General features: G+C 50.4%; 21 protein-coding genes. 10 read left to right on the top strand and 11 right to left on the bottom strand.

From position 1 onward, the window contains the following. Positions 1 to 139 precede the first annotated feature (139 nt). A complete protein-coding gene (gene phoU / locus RIF25_RS06275; protein WP_322877692.1) occupies positions 140 to 802 on the top strand; it encodes a phosphate signaling complex protein PhoU in 663 nt (220 codons plus the stop codon). On the opposite strand, the gene clpX is transcribed toward phoU, so the two are convergent. The 3 genes from clpX to tig form a co-directional block, all read right to left on the bottom strand. After that, the gene (clpX, locus tag RIF25_RS06270) at positions 799 to 2,121 is read right to left on the bottom strand and encodes an ATP-dependent protease ATP-binding subunit ClpX (RefSeq protein ID WP_322877691.1); all 1,323 of its coding nucleotides are present in this window, start codon (positions 2,119 to 2,121) and stop codon (positions 799 to 801) included. The two genes, phoU and clpX, sit on opposite strands and share 4 nt — an antisense overlap. 38 nt (positions 2,122 to 2,159) lie before the next feature. Continuing rightward, positions 2,160 to 2,885 (bottom strand): ATP-dependent Clp endopeptidase proteolytic subunit ClpP, encoded by a 726-nt coding sequence (gene clpP, locus RIF25_RS06265; RefSeq protein WP_015126236.1) that lies wholly within the window; start codon positions 2,883 to 2,885, stop codon positions 2,160 to 2,162. 102 nt (positions 2,886 to 2,987) lie between these two features. Further along, positions 2,988 to 4,487, bottom strand: coding sequence for a trigger factor (gene tig, locus RIF25_RS06260; protein ID WP_322877690.1), 1,500 nt, complete (start codon positions 4,485 to 4,487; stop codon positions 2,988 to 2,990). Between the two features lie 293 nt (positions 4,488 to 4,780). On the opposite strand from tig, the gene RIF25_RS06255 reads away from it, so the two are divergent. The 4 genes from RIF25_RS06255 (at position 4,781) to RIF25_RS17185 (ending at position 5,755) form a co-directional block, all read left to right on the top strand. Then, positions 4,781 to 4,966: a PCP reductase family protein gene (locus RIF25_RS06255; RefSeq protein ID WP_322877689.1), complete on the top strand. Its 186-nt coding sequence runs from the start codon at positions 4,781 to 4,783 to the stop codon at positions 4,964 to 4,966. Positions 4,967 to 5,036: 70 nt separating this feature from the next. Further along, the gene (locus RIF25_RS06250; protein ID WP_322877688.1) at positions 5,037 to 5,309 is read left to right on the top strand and encodes a hypothetical protein; all 273 of its coding nucleotides are present in this window, start codon (positions 5,037 to 5,039) and stop codon (positions 5,307 to 5,309) included. A 75-nt stretch (positions 5,310 to 5,384) separates the two neighbouring features. Beyond that, the gene (locus RIF25_RS17190; protein ID WP_407682344.1) at positions 5,385 to 5,558 is read left to right on the top strand and encodes a DUF6888 family protein; all 174 of its coding nucleotides are present in this window, start codon (positions 5,385 to 5,387) and stop codon (positions 5,556 to 5,558) included. Further along, a complete protein-coding gene (locus RIF25_RS17185) occupies positions 5,543 to 5,755 on the top strand; it encodes a DUF6887 family protein (protein WP_407682343.1) in 213 nt (70 codons plus the stop codon). The genes RIF25_RS17190 and RIF25_RS17185 overlap by 16 nt, the downstream gene beginning before the upstream one ends. 55 nt (positions 5,756 to 5,810) lie before the next feature. Here the strand turns inward: RIF25_RS17185 and RIF25_RS06245 are convergent, their stop codons facing one another. Together RIF25_RS06245 and ndhC are read right to left on the bottom strand one after the other, a co-directional pair. Then, positions 5,811 to 6,332: an NAD(P)H-quinone oxidoreductase subunit J gene (locus tag RIF25_RS06245; protein WP_322877687.1), complete on the bottom strand. Its 522-nt coding sequence runs from the start codon at positions 6,330 to 6,332 to the stop codon at positions 5,811 to 5,813. Positions 6,333 to 6,406: 74 nt separating this feature from the next. Then, positions 6,407 to 6,769: a photosynthetic/respiratory NAD(P)H-quinone oxidoreductase subunit C gene (ndhC, locus tag RIF25_RS06240; RefSeq protein ID WP_015123531.1), complete on the bottom strand. Its 363-nt coding sequence runs from the start codon at positions 6,767 to 6,769 to the stop codon at positions 6,407 to 6,409. Between the two features lie 145 nt (positions 6,770 to 6,914). Here ndhC and menB point away from each other — a divergent pair, with 145 nt between their 5' ends. Further along, positions 6,915 to 7,748, top strand: a complete 834-nt coding sequence (gene menB / locus RIF25_RS06235; RefSeq protein WP_322877686.1) for a 1,4-dihydroxy-2-naphthoyl-CoA synthase — start codon at positions 6,915 to 6,917, stop codon at positions 7,746 to 7,748. On the opposite strand, the gene RIF25_RS06230 is transcribed toward menB, so the two are convergent. Then, positions 7,745 to 8,548 (bottom strand): PhzF family phenazine biosynthesis protein, encoded by an 804-nt coding sequence (locus RIF25_RS06230; RefSeq protein ID WP_322877685.1) that lies wholly within the window; start codon positions 8,546 to 8,548, stop codon positions 7,745 to 7,747. The two genes, menB and RIF25_RS06230, sit on opposite strands and share 4 nt — an antisense overlap. A 64-nt stretch (positions 8,549 to 8,612) precedes the next feature. After that, the gene (gene bchI / locus RIF25_RS06225; protein ID WP_322877684.1) at positions 8,613 to 9,674 is read right to left on the bottom strand and encodes a magnesium chelatase ATPase subunit I; all 1,062 of its coding nucleotides are present in this window, start codon (positions 9,672 to 9,674) and stop codon (positions 8,613 to 8,615) included. A 109-nt stretch (positions 9,675 to 9,783) separates the two neighbouring features. On the opposite strand from bchI, the gene plsY reads away from it, so the two are divergent. Both plsY and RIF25_RS06215 read left to right on the top strand, forming a co-directional pair. Then, complete coding sequence (gene plsY, locus RIF25_RS06220) at positions 9,784 to 10,458, top strand: glycerol-3-phosphate 1-O-acyltransferase PlsY (RefSeq protein ID WP_322877683.1); 675 nt, start codon at positions 9,784 to 9,786, stop codon at positions 10,456 to 10,458. A 186-nt stretch (positions 10,459 to 10,644) separates the two neighbouring features. Then, complete coding sequence (locus RIF25_RS06215; protein WP_322877682.1) at positions 10,645 to 12,183, top strand: serine/threonine-protein kinase; 1,539 nt, start codon at positions 10,645 to 10,647, stop codon at positions 12,181 to 12,183. A 152-nt stretch (positions 12,184 to 12,335) separates the two neighbouring features. On the opposite strand, the gene RIF25_RS06210 is transcribed toward RIF25_RS06215, so the two are convergent. The 4 genes from RIF25_RS06210 to ebsA all read right to left on the bottom strand — a co-directional run bounded on the left by RIF25_RS06210 (position 12,336) and on the right by ebsA (position 14,911). Then, positions 12,336 to 12,710 carry a cytochrome c gene (locus RIF25_RS06210; protein WP_322877681.1) on the bottom strand — a complete coding sequence of 125 codons (375 nt, stop codon included), beginning with the start codon at positions 12,708 to 12,710 and terminating at the stop codon, positions 12,336 to 12,338. Positions 12,711 to 12,817: 107 nt separating this feature from the next. Next, entirely contained in the window at positions 12,818 to 13,324 is a 507-nt protein-coding gene (locus RIF25_RS06205) for a DUF427 domain-containing protein (RefSeq protein WP_322877680.1), read from the bottom strand. Between the two features lie 43 nt (positions 13,325 to 13,367). Continuing rightward, a complete protein-coding gene (locus tag RIF25_RS06200; RefSeq protein ID WP_322877679.1) occupies positions 13,368 to 14,432 on the bottom strand; it encodes a phosphotransacetylase family protein in 1,065 nt (354 codons plus the stop codon). Between the two features lie 101 nt (positions 14,433 to 14,533). Next, entirely contained in the window at positions 14,534 to 14,911 is a 378-nt protein-coding gene (gene ebsA / locus RIF25_RS06195; protein ID WP_322877678.1) for a type IV pilus biogenesis protein EbsA, read from the bottom strand. 259 nt (positions 14,912 to 15,170) lie between these two features. Between ebsA and RIF25_RS06190 the strand changes: the two genes are divergently transcribed. Beyond that, positions 15,171 to 16,145 (top strand): radical SAM protein, encoded by a 975-nt coding sequence (locus RIF25_RS06190; protein ID WP_322877677.1) that lies wholly within the window; start codon positions 15,171 to 15,173, stop codon positions 16,143 to 16,145. After that, complete coding sequence (locus RIF25_RS06185) at positions 16,099 to 17,517, top strand: glycosyltransferase (RefSeq protein ID WP_322877676.1); 1,419 nt, start codon at positions 16,099 to 16,101, stop codon at positions 17,515 to 17,517. The genes RIF25_RS06190 and RIF25_RS06185 overlap by 47 nt, the downstream gene beginning before the upstream one ends.

Raw genomic sequence — 17,517 nt, 5'->3', positions numbered from 1 at the left:
ATTTTTTAGGGTAACGATTAAAAATCACAATCCTGAAAATTACTTTTTAGGAGTGTCTCAGTCCCCCCATAAGCCAATCATGATACTAAAGAGGATCACCCATGACCCGCCAGCCCCATCTGATTGCCTCAACCTAGCGATGACCAATTCCCGGCCTCTCCGCTTACAATTTGAACGCCAGGTTAAACGCGTCCAGGCCGATGTTTTACGGATGGGGGCCCTCGTTGAAACATCCTGCTCCCTGGCCTTTCAAGCCATTTTTGAGCAGAACTTAACCGCCGCCACCGCCATTATTGCCCAAGAAATTGAGACAGACCGCCTTTACCATCACATCGAAGCCAACTGCATTGGGATTATTACCCTCCAGGCCCCGGTCGCTAACGATATGCGCTTACTGAGTGCCATGCTGCAACTGGTGCGAGACCTAGAGCGGATTGGCGACTATGCCCAAGAAATTGGTCAATTGGCAACAAAGCTCTTTACCCACCCCCCCGCCCCTTGTTTATCCCGCCTCCGCGGTATGTTTGAGCGCGTTCAGATGATGCTGTCCTTAAGCCTATTAGCAATTACAAACTTGGATGCAACGGTCGGCAATGACTTACGGGAACTCGATCAAGTCGTGAATAGTGACTATGAATCCTTATATCAAACCCTCGCGCAAGGACTAGAAATCCCCGCAACCGTAGAACCCAACTTAGTCCTGGTGTTGATCATTCGTAATTTGGAAAGAATGGCCGATCATGCCGCCAACATTGGTCAACGGATAGCCTTTATTACTCAGGGAGAACGCAACAGCCCTTAAGCTGATTCAGGGGTCGGAATAGAGGAAGGATGCAGTAGGAGTTCAGCCGTAGAGCGTTTCTCGACCATTTCTGGGGTAATTTGGCAACGGGTTAAATCTTTTCGGGATGGCAACTCGTACATCACATCCAACATAATTTCTTCCACAATCGCCCGTAAGGCTCTGGCTCCGGTTTTGCGCCGATGGGCTTCTTGGGCAATGGCCTGGATAGCGGCTGGATGAAACTCCAGTTGGACATTATCCATGTGTAAGAGTTTCTGATATTGCTTGAGAATGGCATTGCGGGGTTCAGTCAAAATCCGCACCAGGGCTGACTCATCCAGAGACTCCAGCACAGCCACAACAGGAATGCGACCAATAAATTCTGGAATCATCCCAAACTTCACTAAGTCCCCAGGTTCGAGATTTTTGAGAATATCGGCCGTCCGCTTTTCCTTGGCCTGGCTCTCTCCATCCCGGACAAACCCCATCGCTTTTTTACCCACCCGTTGCTCTACCACCTTTTCCAGGCCGACAAAAGCCCCACCACAGATAAAGAGGATATTGGTGGTATCAATTTGAATACAGTCTTGATAGGGATGCTTGCGGCCCCCTTGGGGGGGAACATTAGCTGTTGTGCCTTCCAACATTTTCAACAGAGCTTGCTGAACCCCTTCGCCAGAAACATCTCGGGTAATGGAGGGGTTTTCGCTTTTGCGGGCGATTTTATCAATCTCATCAATATAGATAATCCCCCGTTGGGCTTCTTCTACATCTAAATTAGCCGTTTGCAAAAGCCGCAGGAGAATATTCTCAACATCCTCCCCCACATAACCCGCTTCCGTTAGGGTAGTCGCATCGGCCACCGCAAAGGGGACATCCAGCATCTTGGCCAAGGTTTGGGCCAGGAGGGTTTTCCCGGAGCCGGTGGGGCCAATTAAAAGAATATTCGATTTTTGTAACTCGACATGATCCTCAGTTCCCTTGGAGGGATGTTCTAAGAGGCTGAGGCGCTTGTAATGGTTATAAACAGCCACTGACAGGACTTTTTTAGCTTCATCCTGCCCCACCACATGATCATCAAGATAGTGTTTAATTTCCCGCGGCTTGGGAATTTGGTTAAAAGCAGGCAGGGTCGAGCGGGGCTTGCGGGGGCGTTCTGGTTGGGGATCCCGGCGGGGAGCTACCCCCAGGGACGAGAGTTCCTCATCCAAAATTTCATTACAGAGTTCGACACACTCATCGCAAATATAAACTCCAGGCCCGGCAATTAGCTTCCTGACCTGCTCTTGAGACTTGCCACAGAAGGAGCATTTGAGATGGGCATCGTATTTGGGCATGAGGAACCTCAATGAGCAACCTAGAGGCAATTTAAGGCCTAGGCGGGAACTGCTTCAACATGGCTGGGTAAGGTTTGGCGAGTAACCACCTGATCAATCAAACCATAGGCCTGGGCTTCTTCCGCTGACATGAAGAAATCCCGTTCCGTATCCGCTTCAATCCGCTCAATCGGTTGGCTGGTATGGCTGGCTAAGAGTTCGTTGAGCTTTTTCTTGTGATACAAGATTTCTCGGGCCTGGATTTCAATATCCACCGCCTGTCCCTGTGCGCCCCCTAAGGGCTGGTGAATCATGATCCGGGAGTGGGGCAAGGCCATCCGTTTACCCGGAGTTCCGCCAGAGAGCAAGAAGGCCCCCATACTGGCAGCCAGGCCAAAGCAAAGGGTACAGACATCCGGGCGGACGTGTTTCATCGTGTCATAGATCGCCATCCCCGCCGTCACAGACCCCCCAGGGGAGTTGATGTAGAGGTAAATATCCCGCTCTGGATCTTCGGCATCCAAAAACAGGAGTTGAGCCACGATTGAATCGGCAACCGTATCATCAATGCCCCGCCCTTGACCACCGCTGCCACCGAGGAAAATAATCCGTTCCCGTAACAGACGTGAGTAAATATCAAAGGCCCGCTCCCCCCGTCCAGACTGTTCCACCACCATCGGCACAATATTGGCTTGGGGAGCAATCACCTGGGGATAGGGGGCCTGGGCATCAAAGGGTGCTGCCATTGAAGTGGGGCTGAGATAGTTGGAGCGAGAATGCAGCATAGAATTCACTAAAACCTTAAAACTGCGCTGATTTCTAACCCTGAATCAGGGAGTCTTAGGCAGAACCTCCACCCTGGCCCGAGTTAGCTACTCCCATTATGCCTAACTATCCGCGGCTGGTGACGGATTTGGCTTTTTGCGTTTACGACTGCCTTCTTTGGGGGCTGGGCTAGATTCTGAGTCGGCCTCATTCCCCGACTGGGACTCAACTGGAGTGGCTGAGACTTCAACCGTAGCTGTGGCCGCAGAGGTTTCTTCTGGGGTAGCTTCGCTGGCTGGCTGGGGTGCAGCAATTTTGAGTTCCGATTTTTCCAAGAGCCAATTAACGGTTAACTCCTCGAGAATTTCGCTTTCAACAACCTCCTTGAGACGGTTTTGGTCAAGCCGACGATCCTGCATCGAGGCATTCAGTTCTGCAATTCGCTGTTGAATCGCCTCTGGATCGGGGCTAATTTTTTCCTGTTTGGCTACATAACCTAAAGCGAGGGTGCGCTTCAGTTGGGCGATGGCTTCTGGGCGGGCCTGTTGCCGAAGACTGTCCAGTATTTCCTCAGGAATGTTGTTGCCCACATCCAGGCCTTGGCTCTTGAGGCGGGAGAGAGTCCGACTGAGAATATAATTCACCTCCTGCTGAACCATTACTTCTGGGAGTTCCACCGTTAAATTTTCAACTAGCTGATTTAGAAGGGCCGCTTCTTGATTTGTCCGGGTCGTTTTTTCAACATTTTCGGCTTGACGACTATTTAAAAATGCTTCCAACTCGGCCAGGGTCTTAAACTCACTAATCTCCTGGGCAAAGTCATCATCCAAAGGCGGGAGTTCTTTTTCCTTCAACTCATGGAGTGTGACCGAAAAGACTGCGGCTTGATTCACCAAGTCTTGATCAAAATAGTCGGCCGGGAAGGTGAGGTTAATTTCTTTGGTTTGGCCAACTTCCATCCCCACAATGCCCTCAATCAGTTCTGGGAGAAACTGCCCTTGGCTTAATTCCAGTTGAAAGTCCTCGGCCTGGGCATTTTCAATCGGCTCCTGGGTATCGGCAAAAACCGCACGAAAGTCAACGACCGCCACATCCCCGGCCTGGGCTGGACGATCTTCAACGGGGAGTAGGGTGGCCCGCTCATTTTGGTGATGGGCTAGAGTTTTGCTGACATAATCGGGGTCGGGCTGGGCCGGTTCATACTCGACAACCAGGCCGGTATAGCTAGACAAGGTCACATCTGGGTTGACATCGACACTGGCGGAAATAACGAGGGGTTGGCCGGGTTCAAAGGTGGCAATCAGGTCTTCAAACTGAGAGCGTAGTTGCAAATTACCCAAAGCCGGAATCTCTTCTTGGCGAATTGCAGCTTTAATGCTGGTATCGACTAATTCTTCAAGAGCAGCAATTTTGAGATTAGCAATCCCGACCCGTTGGAGCAAAATGTGGCGAGGGACTTTACCTTTCCGAAACCCTGGCACAGCGGTGGAACGCAAAACTTTGGCAACCACCTTGTCATAGACTTCCTGGCAGGTGGCTCCGGGGATTTCAATTTCCAGGCCAACTTGGCTGGCGGGTAACTTTTCTTGAGTAACTTTCAGGGGAGTCTGTGTCGAAGTCAAAATAATGCCTCTTGCCAATGTCTAAACTAAAACGCCAAAGGGTTAGGGCCTGGGACGGTGCCTAGAAAGATGCCAAAATTCAGGCCGAGATCTGATCCTAGCGGATTTAGTCAGGGTTAAGGTCTTGGTTGCCGAGAATCTTCACAGGAAATTCGTGGAGAGGGGACTCTTTTCCCGGCCAACTGTTAAAAATTATCAATTCCCAGGCCGGTCAGCGAGAAACCCCCAGTCAGGGTAGAGCCTCTGGGCTAGGATCAAGAAATACAGGGATCAAACTGGTTGAGACTAAGCAGATGAACAACAGCGATCTAGGTGGGGTCTTACCTTGGTCAAAAGCGGCGGAAATGAAACTCCAAAATATTCCCTACTTTGTCCGCACCCAGGCCCGGCAACGGATTGAAGAACTCGCCCGCCAGCAGGCCCTAGATGAAGTCACCCCAGAATTAGTCGAACAGGCCCGCTCGGAATTTGGGCAATAGAGCGAAATATCTAGAACCAGGTCTGGTGATTGAATTATATAGATCAGCATAATCAGGGAATTAAATCCGCATGGCCCGCTATTTACCCCACAGCCTCGTGTTACAAGTCAGCCAGATGTTTGCCCAAGGCCAGTCTTTCTTTGCCCAGGCCAAGGTAGAGGATTGGTTAAAACTGCGCCAAGAAAACCCACAGGATTATGAGATTCAATTTCAACAAAGTCCGGCTCCCCCTGGCTCAGGTCTGGTGGTTCAAGTCAACGTCATTCTCAAACGCCGTGATGGGAGTCCTGTAGATCCGTGGCTGTTGGAGCAATTGGCGGCTGAATCCAAAAATATAGCGTGATGTTATCCTAATTTCTTGTGAGTACATAGAAATATCAGAAGGCTAGGACATTCTATTTAGTTATATTTTAAGAGTATGTACACGACAGAGCAAGCCCGCAAATGCCTCCAACTTTGCTGTGATCTCACTAGTCGCTATTGCTCTATTGATCTGGTAGCTTTCGCTAAAAGAACTGGGAATGTAATTATCTTAGCCAAAGAAGAAATCAGTATTGAAATTAGACCCAATGGAACATGGATGTTTGTATAAGCATGAGACCCGATTTTACCAAGCTAACAAAATCAGAACTACGGGTTTACGTCTTCTCCCATCGTCATGATGAAGAAGCGTTACAAGCCTATTTAGACAAGTTGAATGCTGAAAATCTAAACAGACGAATTTATCAACCTCAAGAGGATGTTTCCGAGGCAATTAGAGAGTACTTAAGCAAGAGGGTGATCAAATAAGTGACCTTAAGAACTCGTTCAATATTCTCAGTTAAAGCCTGACTGAAACTCTACATTAGTAGGCTTCTTGTAATTCGTAAAAGTCAGGCGTAATATAGTCTTTCCGCAGTGGATAGCCAACCCAATCTTCGGGCATCAGCAACCGTTTTAAGTGGGGATGGCCTTCATAGATAATGCCGTACATATCATAGGTTTCCCGTTCTTGCCAATCGGCGGTTTTCCAAATCCAATAGACAGAGGGCATCCGGGCATCATCGCGGGGCAAAAAGACTTTTAGGCGTAGTTCTTCCGGTTGGACAGCATCATCGGTTAATTTGACTAAATGATAGAAACTGACGAGTTCTTGACCAGGCCCTAAATCATAACCACCTTGGCATTGGAGATAGTTAAATCCGGCCGCCACAAGGGCCTGGGAAACAGCAATTAAATTTTCCCGCTCAACTTTGATCATTTGTACCCCAGAGCTGTCCAGGCCCAAGTATTCATGAGACAAGCCCGCTTGGGTTAGTAATCGCGAGGTTGGACTTGTTTCAATAATGGCTGTTTCAGGGGTAGATTCTGCGGTTGGTTCGGTCATTTCACAATTACCCAGGTAAAAGTTACAGGTTCAAGTTAAGGAATGGGGTAGTCTTAGGCAACCTAGAGCTAAGTTTAAGACCACTCTAAAGCACCCTTACGCCAGGCATAGACCAGGCCGATGACAAGGATGGCAATAAAAATCAAGGCCTCAATAAACGCTAAGACGCCAAGTTGATTAAAGGCCACCGCCCAAGGGTAAAGAAATACGGTCTCCACATCAAAAATGACAAAGACCAGGGCGAACATATAGTAGCGAATATTGAACTGAATCCAGGCCCCGCCAATGGGTTCCATCCCTGACTCATAGGTGGTAATCCGGGCCAGGGTTTGGGATTTGGGCCGGAGCAGCTTAGAAGCCACCAGGGCAATAACCGGGACGAGGCCACAGATCAGTAAGAAGCCGAGAAAATATTCATAACCACTGAGGACAAACACAAGCCGACCTTGGGGTAACGTCACTTGCTGATTATAGGGGGATTTCAGTGGCTCGGCCTATGATTCATTCGCCCTGTTTGATTAGGATTTTCTAAGGATCGTCATTAGCTATGATCATGGCAGTTGGATCCCCCTTGAGGTAAACATGGCCCTGGCCTGGCAAGCAGTCAATTCTTACGAAGATATTCTTTATCACAAAGCCAATGGCATTGCCAAAATCACCATTAACCGTCCCCATAAGCGCAATGCCTTTCGTCCCCAGACTGTTTCGGAATTAATCGCAGCGTTTACGGATGCTCGGGAGGACACCGCAATTGGTGTTGTGCTTCTCACAGGTGCAGGGCCCCATACGGATGGGAAATATGCCTTTTGTGCTGGGGGTGATCAAAGTATTCGGGGCCTGGCGGGCTATGTGGATGGGGCCGGGATACCCCGTCTCAATGTTTTAGATCTGCAACGGCTGATTCGGACAATGCCCAAGGTGGTGATTGCCTTAGTGGCTGGTTATGCCATTGGCGGGGGTCATGTTTTGCATTTAGTTTGTGATTTAACGATTGCGGCGGATAATGCGATTTTTGGCCAGACGGGGCCGCAGGTGGGCAGTTTTGACGGCGGGTTTGGAGCCAGTTATTTAGCCAGAGTTGTCGGTCAGAAAAAAGCACGGGAAATTTGGTTTCTCTGTCGTCAATATCATGCCCAGGAGGCTTTAGAGATGGGCCTGGTGAATGTGGTGGTGCCGGTGGAGCAATTAGAAGCTGAGGGGGTGCGCTGGGCCGAAGAAATTCTCACTAAAAGTCCCCTGGCGATTCGCTGTTTGAAATCTGCCTTTAATGCCGACTGTGATGGCCAGGCCGGGTTACAGGAACTTGCCGGAAATGCCACATTACTTTACTACCTGACTGAAGAAGCCCAAGAAGGAAAAAACGCCTTCCTTGAAAAACGCCCCCCCAATTTCCAAGACTATCCCTGGCTGCCTTAAACGACTAACTCTCCTTGCCAAATCAACAGGGCCTGGCCCCCCAAAACCACTCGCTCTCCCTCACCGCGAACCTTGACCCAACCGCCCCGCCCCGAGGCCTGGAATCCCGTGAGTTGTTTCTTGTCTAGTTTTTCTGACCAGTAGGGATATAAGCTGCAATGGGCCGAACCCGTGACCGGATCCTCAGCAATGCCAGCGGCCGGAGCAAAAAAGCGGGAAATAAAGTCTGCCTCTGGGACATCGGCTTTAGCGGTGACAATTACGCCCCGGCCTGGAACCTGGGCCAAGGTTGGAAAATTGGGTTGCAAGCCCCGTAAGGTCTCAGCGTCTAATTCAATAAAGTAGTCTGCGGGGGTCTTTCCCAAAAACTTGAGCTTAGCACCGGTAATCCCCAGACCAGCAATCAGTAACTCTGGTAATTCCGTGGGGACAATCGGTTGAATAGGAAAGTCCAACTCTAAATAATTCCCAACTTGACGCGCAATTAAGGGGCCACTGCGGGTGTGAAACGTCATCGGCTGATCGGCGGGAACAAGGTTTTGATTCAAGAGAACATGGGCAGCAGCGAGGGTGGCATGGCCGCATAGATCTACTTCTAGGGTCGGAGTAAACCAGCGCAGTTGAAAATCTTGGCCTTGGGGTAGCAAAAAAGCTGTTTCCGACAAATTCATCTCGGCCGCGACCCCTTGCAACCAGGCCGGCTCTCGATCCTCATGTAACAAGCACACCGCGGCGGGGTTCCCTGAAAAAGGGCGATCCGTAAAGGCATTGACTTGGAACAGGGGAATTTTTGCAGACATGGTCAACAGCCTAAAACTAGAATTTCTCACCTCAAAGCAGGGATGCTAGACCACCAATAGTTTTCTACGTTGCCAGTTCAACCCCAAAAACCTCTCCAAACACTTGGGCGACCCGATCCCCAGAATCAATCGAGGCTAGGGGGTCTTTGCGGAGGCGATGGCGGAGGCAGAGAACAATGACCCGGCGAATATCATCCACGGTTACATCTTGATGGGCTTCTAAAGCAGCAATGGCCTTGGCGGCCCGATTGGTGACAATATCCCCCCGCAGGCCATCCACATCTAAGAGGGAACAGACCTGGGAAATCTGCACCCGCAATTCATGGTCGAGGCTGACATGGGGCAGGCGGGCCTGGGCGGCAATAATCTGGGCCTGGAGTTGTTCTTGCTCGGTGCGATGTTGACTTAAAAACCCTTCTGGGTCTTGATCAAACTGGGTGCGTTGTTCGACAATTTCGACCCGCAAACTGGGATCCTTAACGGTGCGAATTTCGGCGTGCATTCCAAACCGATCCAACAACTGGGGCCGAAGTTCTCCTTCCTCTGGATTCCCCGATCCCACCAAAACAAACCGGGCTGGATGGCGAATCGAAATGCCTTCCCGTTCCACCGTATTCCAACCAGAGGCGGCTGAATCCAGCAAAACATCGACCAGGTGATCATCCAGCAGGTTCACCTCATCCACATAGAGAATCCCCCGATTGGCTTTGGCCAGCAGGCCCGGTTCAAAGGCCTTAATCCCTTCCCCCAAAGCCTTCTCAATGTCAATCGTGCCGCACACCCGGTCTTCAGTCGCGCCCAGGGGTAAGTCCACCATCGTCACCTTTTGGCTAATAATTGGTAACTCTTGACCGGCGGCAATGGCTAACTTGACCTCATCGCTCATCAAGTCTGCATCGGTGGGGCTGCTATTAAAGGGATCATTGGCGACCACTTCAATGGCCGGGAGGAGATCAGCGAGGGCGCGAATGGTTGTGGATTTGCCCGTGCCCCGATCGCCCATAATCATCACCCCGCCAATTTTGGGATCAATGACATTCAGGAGCAGGGAGAGTTTCATTTCCTCTTGGCCTACGATTGCTGTGAAGGGAAATACAGGACGGCGGGTTAAGGCAGTGGCAGTCACAGGCTTAGGTGTCAATACAGCTTTTCTATTCTGCCATAGTCTCTCACCCGGCCCCGCAACAGTTTTTAATGGGGGCAGTGGGGTTGTATTCCCCTTTGAGGAAGGTGCCATGACAAGTAGCCAAGTAATCTGGATAGCCGGCCTGGGTTTAATCAGTTATCTCTTGGGTTCAATTCCCACAGGATATTTACTCGGAAAATGGCTCAAAGGGATTGATATTCGCGACTGTGGATCGGGTTCAACTGGGGCCACGAATGTTTTACGGAATTTGGGTTGGCCGGCGGGGTTAACGGTGCTGATTGTGGATATTGGCAAGGGGGCCGTCGCGATTAGTCTTGGTCGCTGGGGCCTGGCTGGGTGGAGCAATGACTTGGGTGGGTTAGCCCAGGCCGGGGTGTTGATCCTTTTGGGGTTACTGGCAGTGATTGGCCATAGTCAGCCGATTTGGTTGCGCTTTAAGGGCGGAAAATCCGTTGCCACCAGTTTAGGGGTATTACTCGCTCTGAATTGGCCAACAGGGTTAGCAACTTTGGGGGTATTTTTAGTTGTCTTGGGCCTGAGTCGGATTGTCTCCCTTGGTTCAATTATTGCCGCAATGTCATTGCCGATTTGGTTTTGGGTCTTTGGGCAGCCAGTTCCCTACATTGGCCTGGGGGTCTGCATGGGCTTGTTTGTCATTTGGCGGCATCAGAGTAATATTCAACGCCTCTGGCAAGGAACGGAGCCAAAACTAGGACAACCCGTTTCATCCACCCAAACAGATTTAGAGCAAACCGCCCGTTAAATTAGAGATCATTAACTGGCCTGGGTGAACAAGATTAGGGGACAAACTGACTCCATCGGGCATAAATTTCGCCTTGGCGTAGATAGTTAAGCAGGACTTGTCCAGGCCCCAGTGCGGTTGAAAGAACGGGCTAGGATAGGAATGGAGCCTCTATTCACCTCAACGATTTATTCTCGGAAAGTAGCCATGGCCGATATCAACTCCGATGCCACTATTGGCCAGATATTAATGAACCGATATCGCCTCACAGAACTCATTGGCAAGGGGTCAATGGGGCGGGTATATTTGGCCGCCGATACCTTGTTGGGGGGGGTTCCGGTTGCCGTTAAGTTCCTTTCCCAATCCTTAATGAATGAGCGGATGAAGGTTAGGTTTGCCCAAGAGGCGCGGGCGGGGGCATTGCTCGGTCAAAAAACCATTCATGTTGTCCGGGTGATTGACTACGGGGTTAATGCCGATGAAGTCCCTTTCTATGTCATGGAATACCTGAAAGGGGAAAACCTCAGTGACATGATCATGATCGAACCCCTGCCAATCCCCAGATTCATCCGGCTGATGCGACATATTTGTTTGGGCTTACAGGTGGCCCATGAGGGGGTGATGCTGGAGGGAAAAAACTGTCCAATTATTCATCGGGATATTAAACCCAGTAATGCTTTAGTTGTGCCTGATGCCAGCATGGGGGAGTTAGCCAAGGTTTTAGATTTTGGCATTGCCAAGTTCCTGAGTGATAATCTCGGTAGCAGTCAAACCCAATCCTTTATGGGGACATTGGCCTATTGTTCGCCAGAGCAAATTGAAGGGCGGGAACTGGATGGTCGCTCGGACATTTACAGTTTGGGCATTACCATGTATGAAATGCTGACTGGTAGAATGCCCCTCCAGGCCGAGAGTCACTCCATTGGTAGTTGGTTTAAGGCCCATCACTTTCAACAACCCATTCCCCTAGCTATCGCCGCCCCGGACTTAGTGATCCCGAAAGAACTGAATGAACTGATTATGGCCTGTATGGCTAAGTCTCGGGAAGAACGCCCGCAGCGGGTGGCAGAGATGATCGCTGTTTTGGAGTTTCTCGAGGAACGCTATGGCTTCAATCGCACCTCGAACCCCGAAACTCTCTCTGTTCCCGCTCCCCTCCCCACTGCTCCATCCATGCCCCAAGCGGCCCTCCAGTCAGTGGAAGAAACTGCCTGGCAGGCCCAATGGCCTACTGATAAACCCCGCGCCGAAATTGTTTTTGCCAGTACCATCCATGCCCAACGGGAATCGGCCGCAACGGTATGGGTCATGCTACCCCGAAATGAAATTGACCGCCGGATGTTAAATACCCGCTACAATCAGTTTTTGTTTACCATGTCCCCCCATCCGATGATGCTCTGGATTACGGCCCTCTATGACCCGGAACAAGGGGCCCGCTGGTTACCCTGCTACTTAGACCTGAAGATTCCCCGCAATCAAGAAGTGGCTCTCCTCTTGGCATCCAACGGCTATTATCCGCTGCTATTTTTTGCCCTCGAAGATCCAGAGCACTGCACCAACGTCATTACCCTAACCATTGCCACCTTTCAACGTCAACTCTTGCGCGACTGGGTTCAAACCAGTAAATCCCTCTCCTCTGCTGCGCCCCCCAGTGTCAGCCGCAACCTCCTGAAAACGGAATTAGAAAAGTGCAAGCCACAAATCCTGGAGAAGCTCCAACAGACCCGCCGAAATGTCTTTGGCTAAGTCGTCAAAATAGGTTTATCTCCAGGCCTGTCCGGCCAAAATCATCGAAAATTCCTGGGTCTGTAGAGCTTGCTCGTTTGAAAAACCCTGTCCTACTATACACGCAAGCTATAGGGCGGTGGAGTATGTCAACAGTAATCCCAGCCGGCCAGCTAAAGGGTATTCAAATAACTGAGCAGATCTGCCATTTCTTGAGGTGTGGCCTGAAATTTGGGCATGGGCGGGGTGCGACCACTGGTAATTTGATGAATAATCCCGGCCTGGGAACGGCGACTGGCCACATTTATTAAACTTGGCCCCACCTGCCCAACCCCCGCCACCCCATGACAACTGGCACAATTAAGCAGGAATATTTGTTCTCCCTGGTAAATATTTCCCGACAAAACCATGACCGAGCGGACATAGGGTTCAGCCATCGGTAATTGCCACAGCGTCAGACTAATTCCCAGTGCCAAGAATAAGGTCAGCCCGCCCCAAAAAAGCCATGGCTGCCAAATTGGTTTAACCAGTAGAGAAAAATTACTCAAAGGGAGATTGCCTAATATTTTTTAAACAACGAGCAGAATTAACTTATTACTTCATAACATATCTTCAAAATCCTGTTACCCCTTTACCGACCGATAAATATCTGGACTCACCACCCCGAGATTCCCAGGCCACCTTTGAACGGGCCAATAATCTCCTTTGTAATCCAGCCGCCATAGAACTGGCCAGGTTGGGGAGTAACTAATTCGCCGTCCACATAGCAGCCATCCATCGGCCCTGCATAAAAGGCTAAATAATTTTGAATGGCAGCAAAATCAGGAGTAGGTAGGCCATAGAACCAACCGGCCTGGGGGGCGGACTTTTCACCCACAACAACGTCATAGTAACTCCCCCAGCCTTTCCACTCACAATAGGTCTGCTTAGCCACAGGCCGGAGATACGCCCCTTGAACATCTTGAGGTGGAAAATAATAAACAGGCGGGTGACTGGTTTCTAAGACCCGATAGCCGGCCTGGGTTTCGGCAATTGTTTCCCCATTAAAAATCACTCGCAAATGTTTATCAACCGCCTCCAAGCGCGGTGGGCGAGGGTAATCCCAAACCGACTCTTGACTAGGCCCTGGGGGGATACGCGGCGACCTTGGCAATTCAGCCATCACACTGTCACTCCATTGATTGAGTGGGGAAATTCAGTTTGGCTCAGGCCAGCAACGGTAATTGCAGCGCCCTCAAGAGTCGCTCAGTTTGGAAATGTTTCGCCATCAGTTGATAGACACAATCGACTTTTACCGCTTCATGGAGTCGTACTTGCCCAAAGGCCCGATCCACAATTTCAACGGCGGTCAAGGTATCCAAATCAACTGAGAGGATGGGAATTTCCAGTTCTTCAGCCCGGGCCATTAAGGCAGGTGTGGGGGGCAAGTGACCCGTCAAAATCAAACAGTGGGTCGAGGTTTCCAAGGCCGCCCATTGAATATCTGTCCGGTCGCCTCCCGTAATCACTGCCATGTTGTTGCCCTTGCGAAAATATTTAAGTGCCGCGCTGACATTCATGGCCCCAATGCTTAATTCTTCTACTAGTAAATCTAGGCGATCTCCCCGACACAAAACCTCAGCCCCAAGTTGTCGCACCAATTCTTGCACACTGACACTGCGGAGGAGTTGATTGCGCGGCAGTAACCCTAAAACTGGCATTCCCTGGGCTTCGAGAAATTCCTTGGCAAGGGTGGCAGATTCCCAATAATTCGGGGCAATGTCGTTGATCAAGATACCCAGCAAATACTCGCCCAATTCCGACTGGGCTAGGAGCAGGGATTCAACAACTTGGGGGGAAAGATAGCGGGCAATCAGGAGAATTTTAGCTGGAAGAGCCATGGCCATCTCGCGCAGAGATAAGCCAAAAAGCCGGCCTTCTTCGAGGGTGCTGGGGCCTTCTAAAAGGACTAATTCATCGAGGTTACCCAGTTCTTGATAGGCAGAGAGCTTATCGGCATAGTGATGAATATCCAGGCCCTGTAAGCGTTGAATCATTAAATCAGGGGTCAAGGTCAAAATTGTCGGGCGAATTTTCTTCTCATTTAGGCCCAGGGTCGCTTGAATAAAAGCCACATCAGCGTCTAGCCCCGTCTCCCCTAACCCTGTCCCGATGGGTTTACCAAAGGCAATCGCAAGTTTCCGTTTTTGGAGTTGGTGGGCCAGGCCCAGGACTGTTGCTGATTTACCGCTATAGGGAGTGATGGAACCAATAATCAAATGATGAGGCACAGCGACAAGACTCCTAGCGAAACTATAGCGATCTCTCCAATGACAGGGGGGAGAGAGGGAAAATCAGGAATATGAACAAAAGCTCCAGCCCGAAAGTTCTCCTACTCTAATCGTAATAGCTTCCGATAAAACGTTTTAGAAAAATCTGCCACCCGGGCCCGCCGATAACTGACGAGGACATCAATTAAATGATCCACCAACTCAAAGGTTGTCATCGTAATTTCGTAGGTTAATTCTGGGTTGCCATCAAACACCACATTACACCGCGCTAAATCGGCCGGCAGGTTTGAAATATTCCAACTCGCGACAAACTCGATATTGTCTCCCCCCTCAATTCCCCGTTGTCCTTCCAAGGTTCCCCGCTGATAGAGAGCAATCCCTAAGGGTAAAAAGGTCCGCTTTCCACTGGGAATGTAGGGTGTAAAAATGTTGACATCTTTGGGCGGGGCAGGTTTGAGTAGATCCAGATTCACAGCCATGAATCATTCCTCAGGCGGGCGAACAACATAATGGGTAATATCTCAAACAGGTCAAGCGAATCTTGGGAACTTATTTTTGCAGATAAAGAACTATCCTCAGTTATTTTAGCTGTATTCTTTCCCTAGATTTGGCTTAAACTATTGAGCAAGCATCGTCCTACAAAGGTCATTCCTTGAGTATTTTCTATCTTGATGCTGGGCTAAGGCCTATATTTATTGACTTGCCCAATTTGCCATTTACCCCGTCAGGACTATCATTATGGCCCCATTGGTTGCCAATTACTATCTCACCTACCGCTGTAATGCTCGCTGTCATTTTTGTGATATTTGGGCCTTAGAACCGGGTCAGGAGGCGGATTTTGCAGCCATTTGGAAAAACCTCCAGGATCTGCGGCGACTGGGGGTAAAGTATGTGGACTTTACGGGCGGTGAACCCCTGTTGCGGGCCGATGCCCCGGAAATTTATCGCACGGCCAAGGGTCTGGGCTTTGTTACCAGCATGACCACCAATACGATCCTCTATCCCAAGCGGGCAAAGGAGATTCATGGCCTGGTGGATTTTCTCAACTTTTCCTTGGATGGAGCCGATGCTGAAACCCATGATCACTCGCGGGGCGTGAAAATCTTTGAAACCCTAGTGGAGTCGGTCAAAATTGCTAAAGACCTCGGTGAATATCCCGTCCTCAACCATACTGTCACGGCCCAAAACTATGACCGAATTGGCGGAGTGGCAGAACTGGGGCAACGTTTAGGGGTGCGGGTCTGGTTAAATCCGGCCTTTACCGCCCATGAGCATTACAACAGCAAGAAAAACCCGACACCCGCCATTGCTGAGAGCATTGAACAGAATGCCAGGAAGTATAGTAACGTTGGTTACAATAAAGCAGCCCTAGCCTTAATTCGTGCTGGCGGAAACGACACCCAAAATCCCCGGTGTAAGGCCGTTGATGCGGTGATTGCAATTTCCCCTAATGACGAGTTATTGCTCCCCTGCTACCACTTTGCCCAAAAAGGTGTCCCCATCGAAGGGAAACTCTATGACCTCTATAAGCAGTCGGAAGTGGTGGAAGAGTATCGGCAATCTCAGGGGCGGTTGTCGGTGTGTGAAGGCTGTACGGTGTGGTGTTACCTCATCCCCAGTTTCTTCAAAGGTGTTGATAAGTACTGGTTCTTAAATCAAGTGTCCTATGCCGGAGAATTCCTGGCCCGAAAACGATTCCTCCAACGAGCTTGATCCGCTTGATGCCCTGTTGACCGATTGGGTGGATGAGACCGACCAGGCCGCGCTCACGCCCCAACCAATTTTAGATGGGCGGCGGATTAAGGCGGCGATGGTTTTGTCTGCAGTCTGGGCGGTGGTGATTGGGTTGCATCTCATGGCCCATGGGATTTGGTTGATCTGGGCTTTAACCACTGTGATGACGGTGCATGGAGTTCGGTTAGTGACAACGCGCCCAAAATCTGGGCTTGAATTACCGCTTGAGACGAAACCAGAATTAGCTGAGACGATTCAACTCCCGTCTGTTTCCTTAGTTGTTGCTGCCAAAAATGAAGCAGCGGTGATTGCCCGTTTGGTGAAGTCGCTCTGTGGGGTGGATTATCCAGCAGACTTACTGGATGTTTGGATTGTGGATGACAACAGTAGTGATGAGACCGGGGCAATTCTTCAGCAACTCAAAGCAGACTATCAGCAGCTCAATGTTTTACGGCGAGGGCTGGGAGCCACTGGCGGCAAATCGGGGGCATTGAATCAAGTTTTACCCCTGACCCAGGGTGAAATTATTGGTGTGTTTGATGCCGATGCGGTGATTGACCCAGGCCTGGTTAAAACCGTAATCACCCGTTTTCAAGCTCCGAGAGTTGGGGCTGTCCAAGTCCGTAAAGCCATTAGCAACAGTGATATTAATTTCTGGACTCAGGGGCAAACCGCCGAGATGGCCTTAGATGCCTATTTTCAACAACAACGAATTGCGGTCGGGGGCCTGGGGGAACTACGGGGGAATGGGCAGTTTGTCCGGCGGGCGGCCTTGGCGGATTGTGGCGGTTGGAATGAATCGACAATTACCGATGATTTGGACTTAAGTTTACAGCTCCACCTCCAGGCCTGGGATATTGATCTGCTCATGGATCCCGCTGTATCCGAAGAAGGAGTGACGACTGCAAAAGCACTTTGGCATCAACGGAATCGCTGGGCGGAAGGGGGCTATCAAAGCTATCTCGATTATTGGTCAGAGTTAGTTCGCAATCGCCTCGGCACCCGCAAAAGCCTAGATATGTTGTTCTGGCTGATGATCAAATATGGGATTCCCACGGCCACAATTCCCGACCTTTTAATGGCAGCCTTACGGGCCAAATCCCCCCTGTTAATCCCCTTGACCAGCCTGAGTTTGACGCTTTCTGTGATTGGGATGTTACGGGCGATTCCCCGCACCCAGGCCCTACCGATGCATTTGGTTAGCTTGGTATTTTCAGCGATTCGGGCCACGGTTTATATGCTCCATTGGTTGCCGGTGGTGGCCGGGGTGACGTTGCGGATGTCGGTGCGGGCTAAGCGGTTGAAGTGGGTGAAAACAGCCCACGAGGGTTCGGCGGCTTCCGGGGCTTAA

It is taken from the genome of Pseudocalidococcus azoricus BACA0444 (assembly GCF_031729055.1).
Lineage (GTDB): Bacteria > Cyanobacteriota > Cyanobacteriia > Thermosynechococcales > Thermosynechococcaceae > Pseudocalidococcus > Pseudocalidococcus azoricus.
The sequence above is the reverse complement of the archived record's forward strand: the minus strand, read 5'-3'. Positions and strand labels throughout refer to the sequence as shown.